Genomic DNA, 18,556 nt, shown 5'->3' on the forward strand with positions numbered 1-18,556 from the left:
ATTTTTTCATATTAATGCCTAATATTCTTAGTAGGACTCTGCACCCCTATTTGCCTCGGTAGTGAGTTCAGGATTTTGGGTGGCGTGGCATTGTTTGGTATTCTAGTTACAGCTGGGATTACAATTTTAGGTTTAGTTACAGCAGTATCTTTTTTTACTATTTCTGGATCGATTACCTTAGTTGTAGGCCGCTTTGAGGCTGCAAGTTGAGGACCATTCTGTCCTCGTTCTATTAATACGTTACTAGCTCCAGTTCTTACTGTTTTTACTGGACTAGCTACCTTAGCTGGGTATTCTCCTTTTTGGATTACAACTGGAGTTTTGTCCTGTTTTACTCCTGATATCCTACCAACTCCTACTGTTTGCACTGAATTGACTACTTTAGTTGTAGGATTCTTTGGGGTTACAACTTCACTCTTGATCTGTTTTTTTTCTGATATATTAGTCTCAATAGGTTTATTGTCTGATAGATCGGGTGATTTTGTTAAATCATTTAAACTATGAGATCTCTTAATACTATTATCTGCTACAGCTTTGTTTGTACTGTTAGGATTACGAAGCAGTTGTTTATTTGTCTCCTTTAACGTCGCAATCTCTTGTTGTAGTTCAGCTAATTCTTGATATGCTGGTTTTGCATTTGCTGAACGCCTATGTACCGTAGTTGCTGGCACACTTGCTGTAATACCGTCTTCTGCCCGTTTAAGCTTTAGTTTGGCAGTTTTTATTGCGGTCTCTCTTGCTGTAATATCATCTTCTGCCCGTTTAAGCTTTGGTTTGGCAGTTTTTATTGCGGTCTCTCTTGCTGTAATATCATCTTCTGCCCGTTTAAGCTTTGGTTTGGCAGTTTTTATTGCGGTCTCTCTTGCTGTAATATCATCTTCTGCCCGTTTAAGCTTTGGTTTGGCAGTTTTTATTGCGGTCTCTCTTGCTGTAATATCATCTTCTGCCCGTTTAAGCTTTGGTTTGGCAGTTTTTATTGCGGTCTCTCTTGCTGTAATATCATCTTCTGCCCGTTTAAGCTTTGGTTTGGCAGTTTTTATTGCGGTCTCTCTTGCTGTAATATCATCTTCTGCCCGTTTAAGCTTTGGTTTGGCAGTTTTTATTGCGGTCTCTCTTGCTGTAATATCATCTTCTGCCCGTTTAAGCTTTAATATAGTATCTTTTACTTTCCTCTCTCTTTCTGCAATATCTTTGTCTTGTTGTTTAACCTGTTTTAGATTATCTGATAATTTATCCGCTCTTTGCTGTTGATTGTTTCTCCCTCCCACTTGGCTTGATTGTCCTTTAAGTGCAGTAAGATGGTACGTGGTTTCCACCAATTGCATCTTACCTTTCTTGGATTTTTCCTGAGCTAATTTCAATTGATCATGTAGCGCTTTTAATTCTCCACCATTTGCTTTAGTCAAAGCAATTTTCTCTTCTAACTCTTGAACCATTTGCTCGTTTTTTTTAGTCAAATCTTCTAGTGCTTTAACTTCTTCCTCTTTTTTTTCTAGTTCTTGAGCTACTTGCTTGTTTTCTTCTATCAATTCTTCTAATTGTTCTCTATAAGCTTTAACTACCTGATTTTTTTCTTCAAGTACATCTGCTAGCTCTTCAACTTCATTCTCTTTCTCTACCAACTCTTTAGCTACTCGTACGGTTTCCTCAGTCAAATCTTCTATTTGTTCTTTATAATCTTCAGTCAAAGCTTTTAGATCTTCAACTATCTGTCCCTCTTCTTTAAGTACATCTTCTAGGTCTTGAATTTCCTGCCTTGTTTCTGCTAGCTCTTTAATTACCTTCTCATTTGCTTTAGCTATCTGATCTTTTTCTTCAGTCAAAGCTATTATTTTTGCTTCATGCTCTTGCTCTTTTTCTTTCTGAGCTTCAACCACTGTAGCTAACTTAGCCTGCTCTGCTAATGCTTCATCCTTTGCCTGTTTTTCTTTAAGCAAAGCTGCATTCAAATCTGCTATTTGTTCATGATCTTTAATTGCCTGCTCGTTTGCTGTAGTCAAAGCTTCTGCATTTTTTTCAGCAGTTGCTAACTTTTCTTCCAACTGTTCCTTTTCTTGAACAAACTTATCACTTTCTTCCTTGAATTCATTCTCCTTTTCTACTAATTCTTTCTTAGCTAATTCTAATGCCTGTTGTTTCTTTGCTATCTCAACCTGTGCCAACCTTTCTGATTCTTCTGCTTTAGCAAATTTAGCGTCAATAGCATCTTTTTCATTATTAGCAACTTTTAAACTATTCTCCAACTGCTCCTTAACTTTAGCCACTTCATCTTTTTGTTCCATCAAAGTTGCTATTTCCTGCTCTTTTACTTGCTGAGCCTCAGTCAAAGCTACAATTCTTTCATCCAACTGCTTCTTATCTTCCTCAAATTGTTTCTGAGCTTCCGTCAAAACTGCTAGCTCTTTAACGACCTTATCATTTGCTTCTTTAAATTCTGCTACCTTTTTAGCTGCATCATTTAATTTATCCTCTGCATCTTTTAACTTTAGCAGTGATTGGTTTTGAGCTTCCTGCAACTCTTGTGCATTCTTTTTAGAATTTGCTAAGCTTTTTTCTAAATTCTCCTTATCCTGAGCTAACTTTTTATTTTCTTCTTCAAATTTGCTCTTTTCTGCTGCTAATTCTTTCTGAGCTGACTCTAATGCCAGCTCGTTTGCTTTATGAGCTGCAGTTAAATCTGCTACTTCTTGCTCTTTTATTTTAGCTAGAGCAACTTGTTCTGCCTGAGCTTGAGTCAAATCTGCTATTTCTTTGTTTTTTTTTGCTAGCTCTTTAACTGCATTCTCATTTGTTTTAGTCAGATCTTGCTGAACTTGAGTCAAATCTGCTATTTGCTGATCTTTTTCTGCCTGAGCTTTAACCGCTACAGCTAACTGATCCTGTAGTACTTTTAATTCGTCATCTTTTTCTTTATGAGCTGCGGTTAAATCTGCTAAATCTTTATCAGCCTTCTCTTTTGCCTGTTTTTCTTCAACCAATGTTGTAGCTAAATCTGCTACTTCTTGCTCTTTTTCTACTATCTCTTTAGCTATCTTCTCTCTTTCTTGATCCAATGCTACAATTCTATCCTCTTTTTCTACCTGAGCTTGAGTCAAATCTGTTACTTTCTGCTGTTGGGCTTCCAAATCTTTAGCTACCACATTTTTTTCTGCAGTCAAATCTGCAATTTGCTGATCTTTTTCCTGTTTCTCTTTAGTCAAATCTTCTGCATTTTTTCTAGCATCTACTAAGTTCTGTTCCAGCTGTTTCTTAGCATCCTCTAAGTCTGTCATCTTTTTTTGTAGATTCTTACTTTCTTGCTCAAATTTGTTCTTATCTTCCACTAATTTTTGCTGAGCGTCAGCTAAAGCTGCAATTTGCCGTTCTTTTTCTATCTGAACTTGATTCAAATCTATAACTTTCTGCTGTTGTTCTTTCAAATCTTGAGCTACCTGCTCTTTTTCTTGTTTTAAAGTTGCTAAACTCTGTTCCATCTTCTTCTTATCTTCTTGCAGAATCTCAAATTCTTTCCCCCTATCTTCCTTAGCTTGATTCAAAGCTGCAATTTTTTCTTCTAGAGCTTTCTGACCTTTATCCGCCTGCTCTTTTTCTTGCTTCAAAGCTATAATTTGTTCTTTCTGAACTTCTAAATCTTTAACTGCCTTCTCGTTTGCTTGATTCAAAGCCGCAATTTGTTTTTTATGAGCTTCAACCTCTCCATCCAACTTAGCCTTGTCTTTTAATGCCTCATCTTTTGCGTTAGTTATATCTGATATTTGTGCTTTATATTCCTGTTGATTCTTTGCTAACGTATCTTGCTGAGCAGCCGCAAGTGCTTCAGCCAACTTACCTTTCTCGTCTAATGCTTTATCGTTTGCTGCAGTCAAATCTTCTGCTTTTCTTTCAGCATTTACTAAATTCTGTTCCAACTGTTTCTTACCATCCTCTAAATCTGTTATATTTTTTTGTAGCTTCTTACTTTCTTCCTCAAACCTGCTCTTCTCTATTTCTAATTCTTGTTGCTTATTTACTATCTCAACCTGTGCAGCTTCGTGAGCTTGCTCCAATTCAGCAAACTTATCCTCTGCCTCCTTTGCTTGTTGAGTCAAAGCTGCTATCTTGACGTCTAAATCCTCATTATCCTGATTAGCATTTGCTAATTCTGTTTTCAACTGTTCCTTTTCTTGAGCAAACTTCTCACTTTCTTGCTCAAATTTGTTCTTCTCTATTTCTAATTCTTTCTGAGCTAATTCTAATGCCTGCTCGTTTGCTTTATGAGCTTCAACCACTTCATCTAACTTCTCTTGTACCTTTTGTAATTTCGCATTTTGCTCCTGTTTTTCTTTAGTTAAAACCGCCATTCTTTCTTCCTGAGCTTTAATAGCTTGATCTTTTTCTGCCTGAGCTTTAACCGCTTCAGCTAACTGAACCTGTGCTACTTTAAGTTCTTCCTCTTTTACTTTATGAGCTGCGGTTAAATCTGCTAAATCTTTATCAGCCTTCTCTTTTGCCTGTTTTTCTTCAGCCAATGTTGCAGTCAACTCCTCAATTTGTTTTTCATGAACTTTAACCTCTTCATCCAACTTAGCCTTGTCTTTTAATGCCTCATCTTTTGCTTGATTCAAAGCTACCATTTTTTCTGCCTGAGCTTTAACATCTTCAACCAACTTAGCCTGTTCTGCTAATGCATCATCCTTTTCTTTAGCCAACTTATCCTTCTCTACTAATGCATCATCCTTTGCTTTAGTCAAATCTTCTATTTGCTTATCTTTTCCTGTCTGAGCTTGAGTCAAAGCTGTTACTTTCTGCTGTTGTTCTTTTAGATCCTCAGCTGCCTGCTCTCTTGCCTTTTGAGTTTCAGTCAAAGTGGCATTCAAAGCAACAGTTTCTTTAGTCAAAGCTTCTGCCTTATTTCTAGCATCTACTAAATCCACCCCCAAGCCATCCTTATCTTTACCTAAGGTTGTTATCTGCTCTTGCAAATTCTCATTTTCCTTCTCCTTTTCTACTAATTCTTGCTGAGCTAATTCTAATGCCTGTTGATTCTTTGTTATCTCAACCTGTGCCAACCTTTCTAATTCTTCTGCTTTATCAAATTTAGCTTGAATAGCATCTTTTTCATTATTAGCAACTTTTAAACTATTCTCCAACTGCTTCTTAACTTTAGCCACTTCATCTTTTTGTTCCATCAAAGTTGCTATCTCATTTTCTGCCTTTGCAAACCTCTCACTTTCTTCCTTAAATTTATTCTCCTTTTCTACTAATTCTTTTTGAACTGACTCTAATGCCTGTTGTTTCTTTGCTATCTCAGCCTGTGCCAACCTTTCTGATTCTTGTGCTTTAGCAAATTCATCTTGAATAGCATATTTTTCATTATTAGCAACTTGTAAACTATTCTCCAACTGCTCCTTAACTTTAGCCACTTTATCTTTTTGTTCCATCAAAGTTGCTATCTCATTTTCTGCCTTTGCAAACCTCTCCACCACTAACTTATTCTCTTTCTCTAAGTTTTGTTTGTCTAATGCGTGAGCTGCTATCGTTTCAGTCAACTCATCCTTTATCCCTTTTAATTCGTTATCTTTTTCCTGTTGTACTTTAGTCAAATCTGCTAGATCTTTAGCGACCTTATCATTTGCTTCTTTTAATTTTTGCTCTTTTGCTTTATGATCTTCAACCTCTGCATCTAACTTAGCTTGTACCTTTTGTAATTCCGTATCTTGCTGCTGTTTCTCTTTAGTTAAAGCTGCCATTTGTGCTGCAAATTCCTGCTCTTTCTTTGCTTGAGCTTCAGTCAAATTTTTTAGCTCTTTAGCTATCTTCTCTCTTTCTTGATTCAAACCTAGCAGTTCCTGTTGATTCTTTGCTAACGTATCTTGCTGAGCCGCAAGTACTTCAGCTAACTTACCCTTCTCGTCTAATGCTTTATCGTTTGCTGTAATCAAATCTTCTGCATTTTTTCTAGCATCTGCTAAGCTTTTCCCTAACTTATCCTTATCCTGAGCTAACTTTTTACTTGCTTCTTCAAATTTGCTCTTTTCTATTTCTAATTCTTTCTGAGCTAATTCTAATGCCTGCTCGTTTGCTTTAGTCAAAGCTAATGCTTCATCCTTTTCTTTAGTCAACTTAACTTGCTCTGCTAATGCATCATCCTTTTCTTTCGCCAACTTAGCCTGCTTTGCTAATGCTTCATCCTTTGCTTTAGCCAACTTATCCTTCTCTGCTAATGCATCATCCTTTGCTTTAGTCAAATCTTCTATTTGCTTATCTTTTCCTGTCTGAGCTTGAGTCAAAGCTGTTACTTTCTGCTGTTGTTCTTTTAGATCTTCAGCTGCCTTCTCACTTGCCTTTTGAGTTTCAGTCAAAGTGGCATTCAAAGCAACAGTTTCTTTAGTCAAAGCTGCTGCCTTATTTCTAGCATCTACTAAATCCACCCCCAAGCCATCCTTATCTTTACCTAAGGTTGTTATCTGCTTTTGCAAATTCTCATTTTCCTTCTCCTTTTCTACTAATTCTTGCTGAACTCGTTCATGATCTTTTTTATCTTTATCCAACTTAGCTTGTAAATCTGTATTCAACTTATTATATTCTAAATTCTGTGCTGCACTAAGTGTTGTCAGCTGATTTTTTGTATTTTTTTCTGTCTCTTCTAACTGAGTCTTTAACTCTTCCTTAACAACCCCTTTCTCTAACTGCAAATCACCCTGTAAAGCAGCCACATTTTTTTGAGCTTCTTGATTTTGCAGCTGATTTAATGAATTATCTTTTATCTCTGGTTGTTTAGGTAATTGTGATTGTAATTGCTCTAGTTCTTCAAATGCTAATTTTTTCTCCATATAAGCATTATTCAAATCATTTAATTTTGCTTCAGCTTTTTCAATATCACTCTGCAATAGTTCAAATTTCAAAATATTTTCACGTGTTTCCAGCGGTTCACCATCTGAGTCCAATTGATTAATTTGACTATTCGATTGCTTCTTATCACCTAACATTATTTCTTGTTGGTTCGAATTTCCAGTTATATCACTTTGTGATGGATTAGTTTGTGATTGATTAGTTTTCTGCACAGAATCAGCAGTATTTGGAACTTTTACAATATCAAGATTTTTGTCATCATTTACAGATAGTTTAGAATTTATTTGAGAACTTGCATTATCTTGAGTATTACGATTATTACTACCAATATACTGTTCTGGAGCAACATTATTGCTTCCTGTAGTTCTTTGCCCTGTATTTGATGAAGAATTTGAGTTATTTGAAGTACCACTACCATTAATATTTTGAGATTCCTCCAGTTCTTGCTCTTTTTGCTTCAACTCTTCCTGAAGCTTAAGTTCCTTCTTCCTCAGATCCTGTATAGCACCTGCTTGAATTTTGTTTAATTGCTTAAGTTTAGCTGTGTTATCATCATTATTCTCAAGAGCACTAACAGAACTACAGAATAACAGTATCATAAAAAAGTATAGTTTTTGAATTTTTTTATTCATTTAATTTAGTTCTCCGATAATGAAAGAAAGTATTAATATATTGTAAATTAAATTGAAATATCCTCGATTTACCAAACTATTATTATAATTTGTCAAGTTTCGATTCCGGTACGTCAATAAGTTATGGTCTATTTCGTATTGTTGAGTGAGTTGTCTCATCTTCAATCAAAACCTTGGCTTCGTCATGCAATCCCTTCTTGCCTGAAATAACCACTTGGTCATTGGGTTTGATGCCACTAACTACCTCTACACTTTGGCTATCACTATCACCTATTTCAATCCTTACTTTTTTAGCTGTATTATTCTCAATAACATAGACATAGTAATAAGAGTCAAAAAAAACAGCTGAGTTTGGCAATTTTATCCGTTGCTTGTTGCCATTGAAAATAACATTTACGTTAACAAATAAGCCCGGCATGATTGAATTATCATCATTTGGAATAAATGCCTCAATATAGACTGAGTGATTCTTATCTTGGGCAATTTCTGAAGTTTTAAAATCACTTAGTTTAAGGGCTAAGTTTAAAGCGGGAATATAGATGTTGACATAACTTCCTCCCGAACTTTTAAATTTTTGATAGTCGCTTTCATCAAGACCAAACGCAACCTTGATAATATGAATATCATAAAGAACGACTATTTTATCCTTTTGTGTAACAAGCTCCCCCACAGTAACAAGTTTTCGTTCAACAATTCCACTTAATGGTGCAACAACATAATGATTGGTTTTTTCATCAAGTAATGTATAATATTTTTGTTTAGCATCAAGGTATTCTATGTTATGGTTCACATACTCTGTATATCTAATGAGGTTCTTATCCAATAACTGCTTCATCGCATTAGCTTTTTTCTCTTTAAGACGATACTCTTCATTTGCTAGTTCAATCAGATAGTCAATTTGCGTGGTATCTAATACCGCTAAAATATCACCTTTTTTAACATAGCTACCTATAGGCAAGTCAAGTTCTTTAATTCTTCCTGTTGTATTGACTTTAACTGCATGTGTTTCATAGGCTAAGGTTTTACCTGTTGTAACCAATATATCATTTGTCTCCTCTGAATATTGAGCCTTAACCACTTCTACAGGAATTACGACAGCTTGATTGTCCACTTGCTGTGTTGGGGCTTGTCTACTGACTACTTTTTTGATAGAAACTATCACTACAACAATCGATACTGCAACAAATAATAGTCCATATATATAGGATCTTCGACTTATTAATATCTTCCCTAGGGTCATTTGAATTTTACCATATTTTTGATTAGATTGCTAATCTTCTCTTTAATCTATTCATTTTCAACCTCGATTATACTCAAATCATTTGAGTATAATTTCTGATAACAAAAGAACCGTAACAAACGGTTTTATTGTTTTCTAGTCACATATACAGTAAAATTTTATTTTATGCAAGTAATTATTTTAAAATTTTTTAATTTTGTTTACAGAAAGTAGTAGTATAGCTAACATGGAAATGTTTTAACCATAACTAGCGTATAGCCTTATATACATTAGACTTCCTGCAGAATTCGCTTTTGTTGAGGAATTTGTAGGAGACACGGAACCTCGACCCGCAGCGTACTCTAATGTACATGAGGAGCAGAGTACCGGTATCACGCACAAATTACCAGCAAAAGTAGAATTATGCAGGAAGTCTATTACAGCTAATCTAGAAATGTTTGAGTCATAGTAATAGAATTGATGTCACCCCCTGCAAAAACAAGGGTCTACAATCTATAAACACCCCCTCAGAACATTTCTTTCCCGTACCGAGGCTGGGATGACATCGATAGCAGCTAAATATATATTTATATCACCCACTGGTAACGACTTTTAAACTGCCCTGTATTTATGTCTATATGCTGAGCTTGCTACTAAACCTTACAAAAATTGTAGGCTATTATGTAATCTACGCTTCTATGTTGTTATCGTCTTTTTTATTATTTAACAACTCTCTTGCTTTAGCAAGTCTTATAAACCGTGCAAAAGCAAAAATCATAGAGTCAACAAAACCATCAAGACCAAACACCCAATATCGTCTTATAAAAAATGATTTAAAAAAATAAAACATAGTTTCTGTAACAATTCTTGTTTTTGATGGACTCCTACCTAGTTTAACTAAGTTTTCTGCTTGCTCAGAGGAATAGCAATTTGCTTTAGCTACCAGTTGTTCAATTGACGTGCCAAGCCTGCGATAAATTATACCATTTAAATCATAGATTTTGTTTTGTAAACTAATATTTAGATTAAATAACACCGAATCATGGGTAGTAATATTATTATCAGAAAAACTACTATATTTACGATTATACAATCTGATGCATTTATTATAAGGAGCAAAGCAGCGAATCTTATCATCATTACGGTGCAATGTGACAATTTTAGTGCGATAGGCTAAATAGTTATCTTGATTATTTGAAGCGAATATAAACTCTATTTCATCCTGTAATTCTTTTGACAATTCTTCATCAGCATCAATATTTAATATCCAATCATTCTGACATAAATTTTTACCAAAAGTCTTTTGTTTAACATATCCATTCCATCCGTTAGAAATCACTTTGACTCCTAAATTTCTAGCAATTTGTACTGTATCATCAGTACTCCCACTATCAACAACAACAACCTCCTCGACAATGTCCTTAACACTGTTGATAGCTCTTGCAATCCTAGTAGCTTCGTTTTTTGTGATAATAAAGGCTGAAATATTTAGCATATCCCTCTCAACTAGATACTTGCATACATTTTCTATCTAGCTTCTGTAAAGGTTTCATTTCTATAGTCTATATGTTCATTAGACTTCTTTCGAAACTCTACTTCTGCTGGTGATTTGTACGTCGATGCGGTACTCGAATCCTCACGTACATTAGAGTACGCTGCAGGTCGAGGTTCCGCGTCTCCTTCAAATCCCTCAGCATAAGCGAGTTTCGAAAGAAGTCTATTATTTTTAGGAAGTACCCACAAATTGAATAATTATTGAGGAATTTCTGAGTAAAAAAATAGCCAAGTAACCACAAGCAGTACATATATGTCCATGAGGAACGAAAGCAAATTTTGACAACAAAACTACCAAAAGGAATCAATTCGTGAACACTTCTTTTTGTTCTCGAATCCTCGCTTGCATACCTACTATTACCTACATCTTTTAAAAGTCGTATATTTGAACCTACTGACGTCATATACGACGTCCCACAAATCTAGAGATGTGGGTAATAGTAATAAGGCAGGGATAATACACCCTAGGCTATTAAACTGTCTTTCATCAAACTGAGGTTACACAGAAGGCATACACAAGAAGCTAGAAGCTAATTCATATTTTTAATTTTTTGAGATAATCTACTGATTTTACGTGAGGCTGTATTTAATTTGATAATGTTTTTTGTTACACCTTTCATTATTTCAGATTGTGCAACAGCCAAAGCTAATTTAGCTGATTCTTTCGAGCCATGCGTTACTTCTTGCAAAACTTTTTTTATGTAAGTTTTAATTCTACTTGACCTATTCTTATTTATTAAAGTTTTTTTTATTGTTTGTCTTATTGCCTTTTTTGCTGATGAATGATTAGCCATATTTATTATTTTCCTACAGATTCATTAGTTTTGTTCTTCATGGTTATGACTTTCTGCTTTTGGGGTCATACAGCCTTTACTATTTACATCTCTATCAACAAACTCAATATAAGCTACTGATGCCATATCCCCATAACGAAAACCAGCTTTTATTATCCTAGTATAACCACCTGGACGTTCACTATATCTTTTGCCTAAAACACTAATAAGTTTTTCAGTAGCAACTTTATCTTTGATTTTAGCAAGCACCATTCTTCTAGTCGCTAAATCAGATTTTTTGGCCTTAGTTACCAGCACTTCAATATATGGTCTAAGCTCTTTAGCCTTAGGTAAAGTTGTTTTTATTTGCTCATTCATCACAAGTGCAGCGACCATATTAGCAAACATCGCCTGTCTATGACTACTTGTTCTATTAAGCTTTCTACCCTTAATTTTATGTCGCATGTTGTTACCTTTTATTAACCTCAATTCGATATAAGAATTGTTAATTCTTATATCGAATTGGCTTGTTATAAGGAAAAATGCATTCTTGAAGCGATTCTACGAATGCATTTTAATCTATTACCGCTAATAATCTTATTTTTATATCGTATAAAAATAAAATTATTAGCAAATTAATACTTAACAATCAGGTAAAGAATCGCTTCAAACCTGATTGTTTCTATATGTATCCCTGAATTAGATATAACTTGTTACATCTAATTCAGGTTTTATTAATATGGATCTTCATAACGCTTAGATAGCTCCTGAATATTTTCTGGAGGCCATCCTGGTATGTCCATACCAAATTTTAAACCAAAGCCTGATAATATATCCTTAATCTCATTAAGAGACTTTCTACCAAAGTTTTGAGTTCTAAGCATTTCTGTTTCTGTTTTGATAACAAGATCGCCTATATAAATTATATTTTCATTCTTTAAACAATTCTGAGATCTAACAGATAATTCTAATTCCTCAACTTTCTTCAACAACGCTGGATTAAATGCTAATTCTTCTAACTTATCCTGTTTATCTTCTGTTTGTTCTTCAAATGTAATAAATAATTGCAACTGATCTTGCAAAATTCTAGCAGCAAGTGCTATAGACATCTCCGGAGAAATACTACCATTAGTTTCAACGGTCATAATCAATTTGTCATAATCTGTAACTTGACCAACACGTGTATTATCAACTTTATAGGTAACCTTTCTTACAGGACTGAATAACGCATCTATTGGGATAACGCCAATAGCTAATTCCAAACCAACGCTGCTTGCAGCGGGAACATACCCTTTTCCCGTCTCACACACTAATTCCATTTCAAGCTGAGCCCCTTTTGCCAAAGTACAAATCACATGATTAGGAGTTAGTACCTCCACATCATGCCCTGTTCCAATCATCCCAGCAGTTACAACGCAAGGACCAGTAGCACTTAATCTGACAATCTTTCTTTCTGAAGAATGCATCTTAATGACCACAGACTTAAGATTCAAAACTACATCAACTAAATCTTCCTTAACCCCAGGTATAGCAGAAAATTCATGCACCACCCCTAGTATCTTTATTGATGTTATTGCAGCACCCTGAAGAGATGAGAGTAGAATTCTCCTCATAGCATTACCTATTGTTAAACCAAAGCCTCTCTCTAAAGGTTCAACCACAATTTTTACTATATTACTACTCTTATCAGGACTGTCATAAACTATCTTAGAAGGTTTTATTAATGCACTCCAGTTTTTATTTAATGATAACATTATTTACCTATGCCCCTATACTCTTCTTCTTTTTGGTGCTCTAACACCGTTATGTGCAACAAACGAAACATCTAAAACTGACGTAACTATAAAATTTTGACTAAATACCGCACGCATAGCCGATTCCCTTTGAGCCCCTGCACCTTGCACTCTAATTGAAACAGTTTTCAGACCGTGTTCTTTTGCAACTTCTGAGGCTTTATCAACAGTTATTTGAGCAGCATAAGGCGTAGCTTTTCTAGCCCCCTTAAAACCATGTGTACCTGCTGTTGAAAAAGCTATAGCATTACCTTGTACATCCGTAAAAGTAACAATAGTATTATTAAAAGTTGTCTTTATATGAACAACGCCAAGAGTAATATTTTTTCTTTTTTTCTTGACCTTAGTATTAGCCTGACTCATCATTATACCATATTACTTTGTAACTTTTTTCTTACCGGCAATCGCAACAGCTTTACCTTTTCTTGTTCGAGCATTAGAATGAGTATTCTGACCTCGAACAGGCAACTTTCTTATATGTCTAAGACCTTGGTAACTTCTAATATCCTTTTTCTTCTTGATATTAAGATTCACTTCTCTTCTTAAATCACCTTCTACTTTATATTCTTTTTCAATAATATTACGTAAAATAATAAGTTCTTGATCTGTTAAGTCTTTGACCCTTTTACTTGCAGATATTCCAGTTTTTTGACAAATCTCTTCTGCAGCAGAAAAACCAAGCCCATAAATATATGTTAAGCTCACTACTAATCTTTTGTTTGCTGGAATATTAACACTCGCTATTCTTGCCACAAATAATCTCCAAAATTTCGATAATAACCAAAAGGGAATAATATAAAAATATCCCTTAAAGTCAAATCATTTTTAACACTTTATATAAAACAAGTTCTACTTCTTCTTTATCCTTATTTGCATCAACAACATAGAATTCACTATTATCTCTATAATAGTTAAGTAACGGATAAGTTTCTATTTTATATTCTTCTATTCTTTGCTTAATAGTCTGTTCATCATCATCTTGTCTGTGCATAAACTTATCTGACCCACAAACATCACAGACATTATCAACCTTAGGTTTAATGAAATAACTATTATAAATTTGTCCACAATTTTCACAATTAAACCTACCTAGAATCCTCTTGATAATCACTTGATCGTCTATGTTGAAAAACACAACTTTAATCTTTTGATTAGCAAACATTCTTAAAAAATTAGCTTGCTCTAAATTACGAGGATAACCATCTAGAACATAACCGTTTTTATATATATCCTGAGTTAAAAACTCCTTAACTACATTATTCACCAATTTAGGAGGGACAAGTTTTCCTTGTGCCATATACTCTTTAATTAACAAACCATCCTTGTTATTAACCTTTACCATTTGTCTGAATATATCGCCAGTAGACACATGAGGTAAATTTAACTTTCTTGCCAATAACTGCCCTTGAGTTCCCTTCCCTGAACCAGGAGACCCTATAAGCACTATAATCATTTGAAACTCTTCTTTAAACATAACATAATATATACCCTCCACTAAGTTAAAATGTATAATTTTTTGCTTTAAAGAATTGTTTTTTTATAATATCAGTTAGTTTTTTAACTTCATTTTTTTAATTAATCCCTCATACTTACTGCTAAATAAATGAGTTTGAATTTGTACAAATGTATCTAGAACAACATTAACAACAATTAAAAAACTTGTACCCCCTAAGGCAAAAGATACGGCGTATTTATTCATTAACATTTCAGGAACTATACATATAAAACTAAGATATATACCACCTATTACAGTTAACCTAGTTAACAAATAATCAAAATATTCCGCAGTATTCTTACCAGGTCTTTTGCCAGGAATATATGCCCCATACTTTCTTAAATTATTTGCTGTTTCTTCTGAATTAAAAACTACTGCTGTATAAAAAAAACTAAAAAACATTATCAACGCAACATACAACAAAATATATAAAGGCTTCCCATGCCCTAGATGGAAAGTTAATAAACTCATAATTTCTGAATTATTGCCAGAAAAATTAGCTATTGTCACAGGAAACAACAAAATCGAACTAGCAAATATTGGCGGAATTACCCCGGAAGTATTAAGTTTAAGAGGCATATGAGTCGAATCACCACCATAAATTTTATTGCCAACTTGTCTCTTTGGATATTGTACCAAAACTTTTCTCTGTGCCTTCTCAAAGAAAATTATTATAGCTATAATTACAATAACTCCTAAACAAATAGCCATAACTACTATCGGAGACAAACCACCACTTCTTGATAACTCAAACATGCTTATAATAGCACTTGGTACCCCCGACACTATACCTATAAATATAATCAAGGACGATCCATTACCAATACCTCTACCAGTAATCTGTTCACCAAGCCACATTAAGAACATAGTACCTACAACTAAAGTAATAACGGTAGTAACCTTGAAAAAAAGCCCCGGTATAATAACTACTGGACCTACATTAGTTACAACATGTTCCAAACTTACTGCAACACCATATGCCTGAAAAGAAGCTAATAAAACAGTTAAATACCTAGATAATTGATTGATTTTCCTTTTACCAACCTCACCTTCTTTTTTTAAATTCTCTAAAGGCTTGTAGGCTATTGACATTAATTGAATGATAATTGAAGCAGTTATATATGGCATAATTGCTAAAGCAAAAATAGACATTCTACCTAAGGAACCCCCAGATAGCATATTAAACATACCAAGTATACCAGATTGATTTTGCTCAGCCACACTGCTTAACGCAACCGAATCAATACCCGCTATAGGAATAAATGACCCAAATCTACATACTATAAGAGCCAAAATAGTAAAAATAATCCTATTAGCTAAGTCTTTATTAGATTTTTGTGTGGAATTTAAACTCATAAATTACAATATTTGACCACCAACTTGTTCTATTAACTTCTTAGCAGAAGCAGAATAAGCATCTAATTGAAATGATAAGGGACTATTAAATTCACCACTTCTAACAGATAGTAATTTAACCAATAATTTAGTATTCTTAATTAACCCGACTTCAACTAATCTCTCTTTTGTTACAACTTCTGTTGAGTTCAAACGATTTTCTGCTATTAAAAATTCTATATCAGCAATATTTACTACACTATATTTCTTAGAACTAGGACAGTTAAAGCCTCTCTTTGGCAATCTTTTAATCATAGGCATCTGCCCCCCTTCAAAACCCTTGATAGCTACACCAGATCTAGATTTCTGCCCCTTAACACCTCTGCCACATGTTTTACCTTTACCACTGCCAATACCGCGACCTACTCTTTTTTTATCTCTCTTGGCACCAAAATTGTTAGATAACTCATTTAATTTCATTTTCTAAACTCTAATTTATATTTTCTACTTTTAACAAATGTCGTACCTTCTTGATCATCCCTCTAACAGAGTTTGTATCTTTCAAAATAACAGATTTATGCATTTTATTTAGACCCAAACCTACCAAGGTTTCTTCCTGATCATATTTACGACCTATACTACTACCAATTTGGGTAACTTTAACCTTTGCCTCATTCACTTTTTCTTGATTACTACTCATAAATTCCTACAACCCAATTATTACTTTACTTTAAATATAAAGACTCACTATAGCCCATTGCTTCCAAACCCCATTCACACGCAAATTCGGGATAAGAATTAACTAATTCTTATCCCGAATTTGGGTTAATAGCCTTTGCAGGTTATTTTTTAGATTCTGCTACCTACGCGAGAATGACATCGAAACTTCTTAAGTTGACACCCATGAGTCTACGCTGAAAGGGCTATTACACTACTTAAACTTGCACACTTGCTTCTGATATTATTTGTTGCCCTTTTGTAGATTTAGTTGATACCTCATTTATTCTTTTTCCTCTCCTTTCAGCAATATTCTTTGGAGAAGAGAGTTGAGATAACGCATCAAAAGTTGCAGCAATCATCGCATATACATTACTAGAACCCAAAGATTTGGCAACAATATCATGAACTCCTAAAGAATCAAAAATTGCTCTCATAGCACCACCAGCGATAACACCAGTACCTGCCTTGGCTCTTCTTAAAATGACTTTAGCTGCTCCGCTTTTACCAATGACATCATGATGAATAGTCCTATTTTGATAAAGAGGAATTTTAATCATATCTTTCCTTGCTTCTTGAGTAGCCTTAGCTCTAGCTTCTGTTACCTCTTTCGCCTTACCATGACCATAACCAACCTTACCGGCTTTATCACCAGCAACAATACAAGCAGAAAAAGAGAATTTTCTACCCCCCTTTACTACTTTAGTAACTCTGTTTACATCCACCAAAGTTTCTGTTAGTGCTTCACCCGTATTTTTTTTAGCTTTAGCCATTTCTTAAACCTAAAATTAAAATTTCATTTTTTTTCTTGCTGCATCAGCTAAAGCCTTAACAACACCATGATATTTATAACCACCCTTATCGAATACAACTTCTTGTACCCCTTTAAGCGATGCTCTTTCGCCTATTAAATCACCTACTTTCGTGGCTGTACCAATATTACAGTTGGATTTTTTTAACTGTCTAATTTCTTTATCTAAAGTCGAAGCAGATGCAATAGTTATTGATTGTTTGTCATCTATGACTTGTGCATATATGTGCTTTCCGGACTTAAAAATAGACAGCCTGAGTCTGTTTGATACCTTTGATATCTTAGACCTCACTCTAGCCTTTCTTATATCAAACTTTAACTTTGAACTACGCATATTTAACTCTTAAATTTTAATTTTTCTTACCTTCTTTCCTCTGAACATATTGACCTTTGCGTTTAATACCTTTACCTTTATATGGTTCAGGTGGTCTCTGCTTTATAATAATTGATATAAACTGACCTAATTTTTCTTTATCAACACTTTCCAATATAATCTGATTTTGTTTAGGAGCGGTAACTTTAATATTTTGAGGTATTTCTACTTTAGTATTATGACTTTTAGCAAGCATTAAGTTTAAATATTTATCCTTCACCAAAGCCTTATAACCGACGCCATTGACTTCAAGCTCTTCTGTAAAACCTTCTTTAACACCTTTTATCATACTATTTATTATACTTCGTGCCGTACCCCACATAGATCTAGCACTTTTAGTTTCTGCTAATGGTTTTACAAAAAGCTGATTATCTTGCAATAAAATTGCTATATTTCCTGCGAAAGTTTTTGTTAATTCTCCCTTGGGACCAACAACATTAACTTTCAACCCATCAAGTTCAACTTTCACCCCTTCAGGCACAGGGACTGGCAATTTTCCAATACGTGACATCTTTATACCTTAAAACACTTTACAAATTACTTCACCGCCAATTTTTTGGCTATGTGCTTCTCTATCTGATAAAACTCCTCTAGAAGTAGAAAGAATATAAATACCCATATTGTTATAATATCCTTTTAGTTTATCAATAGAAGAATAAATCCTCTTACCTGGTTTTGAAACTCTACTTATTTCACATATAGCAGGTTTTCCATTAACAGAATATTTTAGATCCACTTCAATATGACTTATATTACCATCCTTGACAACTACATACTCTTTTATATAACCTTCTTTTTTTAAAACGTCCAAAATAGCACATTTTATTTTTGAACAAGGTAGAGATATATTCATCAATTTACTTTTTTGACCATTTCTAATTCTAGTCAACATATCCGCTATATTATCTGTCATTGACATACGATAAACCTACTATTTTAACTTCAGTTCGATATAAGAATTATTAATTTTTATATCTAATTGGCTTGTTATAAGGAAAAGTGTACCCTTGAAGCGGTTCTACG

Annotated in this window: 17 protein-coding genes; all 17 read right to left on the minus strand. The window is 34.2% G+C overall.

The window, feature by feature from the left end; all coding sequences use genetic code 11:
* Window positions 1-11: 11 nt before the first annotated feature.
* Window positions 12-7,463, minus strand: coding sequence for a hypothetical protein (locus ACFEL1_RS03560; protein WP_375331458.1), 7,452 nt, complete (start codon window positions 7,461-7,463; stop codon window positions 12-14).
* A gap of 121 nt (window positions 7,464-7,584) precedes the next feature.
* A complete protein-coding gene (locus ACFEL1_RS03565; protein WP_375331459.1) occupies window positions 7,585-8,625 on the minus strand; it encodes an efflux RND transporter periplasmic adaptor subunit in 1,041 nt (346 codons plus the stop codon).
* A 745-nt stretch (window positions 8,626-9,370) separates the two neighbouring features.
* Window positions 9,371-10,177, minus strand: coding sequence for a glycosyltransferase family 2 protein (locus ACFEL1_RS03575; RefSeq protein WP_375331460.1), 807 nt, complete (start codon window positions 10,175-10,177; stop codon window positions 9,371-9,373).
* A gap of 32 nt (window positions 10,178-10,209) precedes the next feature.
* A complete protein-coding gene (locus tag ACFEL1_RS03580; protein ID WP_342278257.1) occupies window positions 10,210-10,425 on the minus strand; it encodes a palindromic element RPE1 domain-containing protein in 216 nt (71 codons plus the stop codon).
* Between the two features lie 341 nt (window positions 10,426-10,766).
* Window positions 10,767-11,030: a 30S ribosomal protein S20 gene (gene rpsT, locus ACFEL1_RS03585; RefSeq protein WP_375331461.1), complete on the minus strand. Its 264-nt coding sequence runs from the start codon at window positions 11,028-11,030 to the stop codon at window positions 10,767-10,769.
* A gap of 24 nt (window positions 11,031-11,054) precedes the next feature.
* Window positions 11,055-11,474 carry a 50S ribosomal protein L17 gene (gene rplQ / locus ACFEL1_RS03590; RefSeq protein ID WP_375331462.1) on the minus strand — a complete coding sequence of 140 codons (420 nt, stop codon included), beginning with the start codon at window positions 11,472-11,474 and terminating at the stop codon, window positions 11,055-11,057.
* A 269-nt stretch (window positions 11,475-11,743) separates the two neighbouring features.
* Window positions 11,744-12,763, minus strand: coding sequence for a DNA-directed RNA polymerase subunit alpha (locus ACFEL1_RS03595; protein WP_341761523.1), 1,020 nt, complete (start codon window positions 12,761-12,763; stop codon window positions 11,744-11,746).
* A 15-nt stretch (window positions 12,764-12,778) separates the two neighbouring features.
* Complete coding sequence (gene rpsK / locus ACFEL1_RS03600) at window positions 12,779-13,165, minus strand: 30S ribosomal protein S11 (protein WP_375331538.1); 387 nt, start codon at window positions 13,163-13,165, stop codon at window positions 12,779-12,781.
* 12 nt (window positions 13,166-13,177) lie between these two features.
* Window positions 13,178-13,555 carry a 30S ribosomal protein S13 gene (gene rpsM, locus ACFEL1_RS03605; RefSeq protein ID WP_341761524.1) on the minus strand — a complete coding sequence of 126 codons (378 nt, stop codon included), beginning with the start codon at window positions 13,553-13,555 and terminating at the stop codon, window positions 13,178-13,180.
* A 61-nt stretch (window positions 13,556-13,616) separates the two neighbouring features.
* On the minus strand, window positions 13,617-14,255 hold the full coding sequence (locus ACFEL1_RS03610) for an adenylate kinase (RefSeq protein ID WP_341762257.1): 639 nt from the start codon (window positions 14,253-14,255) through the stop codon (window positions 13,617-13,619).
* A 96-nt stretch (window positions 14,256-14,351) separates the two neighbouring features.
* Complete coding sequence (secY, locus tag ACFEL1_RS03615; protein ID WP_342278255.1) at window positions 14,352-15,653, minus strand: preprotein translocase subunit SecY; 1,302 nt, start codon at window positions 15,651-15,653, stop codon at window positions 14,352-14,354.
* A 3-nt stretch (window positions 15,654-15,656) separates the two neighbouring features.
* Window positions 15,657-16,112 carry a 50S ribosomal protein L15 gene (rplO, locus tag ACFEL1_RS03620; protein ID WP_341761526.1) on the minus strand — a complete coding sequence of 152 codons (456 nt, stop codon included), beginning with the start codon at window positions 16,110-16,112 and terminating at the stop codon, window positions 15,657-15,659.
* Between the two features lie 10 nt (window positions 16,113-16,122).
* Window positions 16,123-16,332: a 50S ribosomal protein L30 gene (rpmD, locus tag ACFEL1_RS03625; protein WP_341761527.1), complete on the minus strand. Its 210-nt coding sequence runs from the start codon at window positions 16,330-16,332 to the stop codon at window positions 16,123-16,125.
* Between the two features lie 235 nt (window positions 16,333-16,567).
* Window positions 16,568-17,122: a 30S ribosomal protein S5 gene (gene rpsE, locus ACFEL1_RS03630; RefSeq protein WP_342278254.1), complete on the minus strand. Its 555-nt coding sequence runs from the start codon at window positions 17,120-17,122 to the stop codon at window positions 16,568-16,570.
* 15 nt (window positions 17,123-17,137) lie between these two features.
* A complete protein-coding gene (gene rplR / locus ACFEL1_RS03635) occupies window positions 17,138-17,494 on the minus strand; it encodes a 50S ribosomal protein L18 (protein WP_341751354.1) in 357 nt (118 codons plus the stop codon).
* Between the two features lie 16 nt (window positions 17,495-17,510).
* Complete coding sequence (gene rplF / locus ACFEL1_RS03640) at window positions 17,511-18,044, minus strand: 50S ribosomal protein L6 (protein ID WP_341748187.1); 534 nt, start codon at window positions 18,042-18,044, stop codon at window positions 17,511-17,513.
* 9 nt (window positions 18,045-18,053) lie between these two features.
* Window positions 18,054-18,452 carry a 30S ribosomal protein S8 gene (gene rpsH / locus ACFEL1_RS03645; RefSeq protein ID WP_341748186.1) on the minus strand — a complete coding sequence of 133 codons (399 nt, stop codon included), beginning with the start codon at window positions 18,450-18,452 and terminating at the stop codon, window positions 18,054-18,056.
* Between the last annotated feature and the right edge of the window lie 104 nt (window positions 18,453-18,556).

Source organism: Candidatus Tisiphia endosymbiont of Oplodontha viridula, from assembly GCF_964264865.1.
Classification (GTDB): Bacteria; Pseudomonadota; Alphaproteobacteria; order Rickettsiales; family Rickettsiaceae; genus Tisiphia.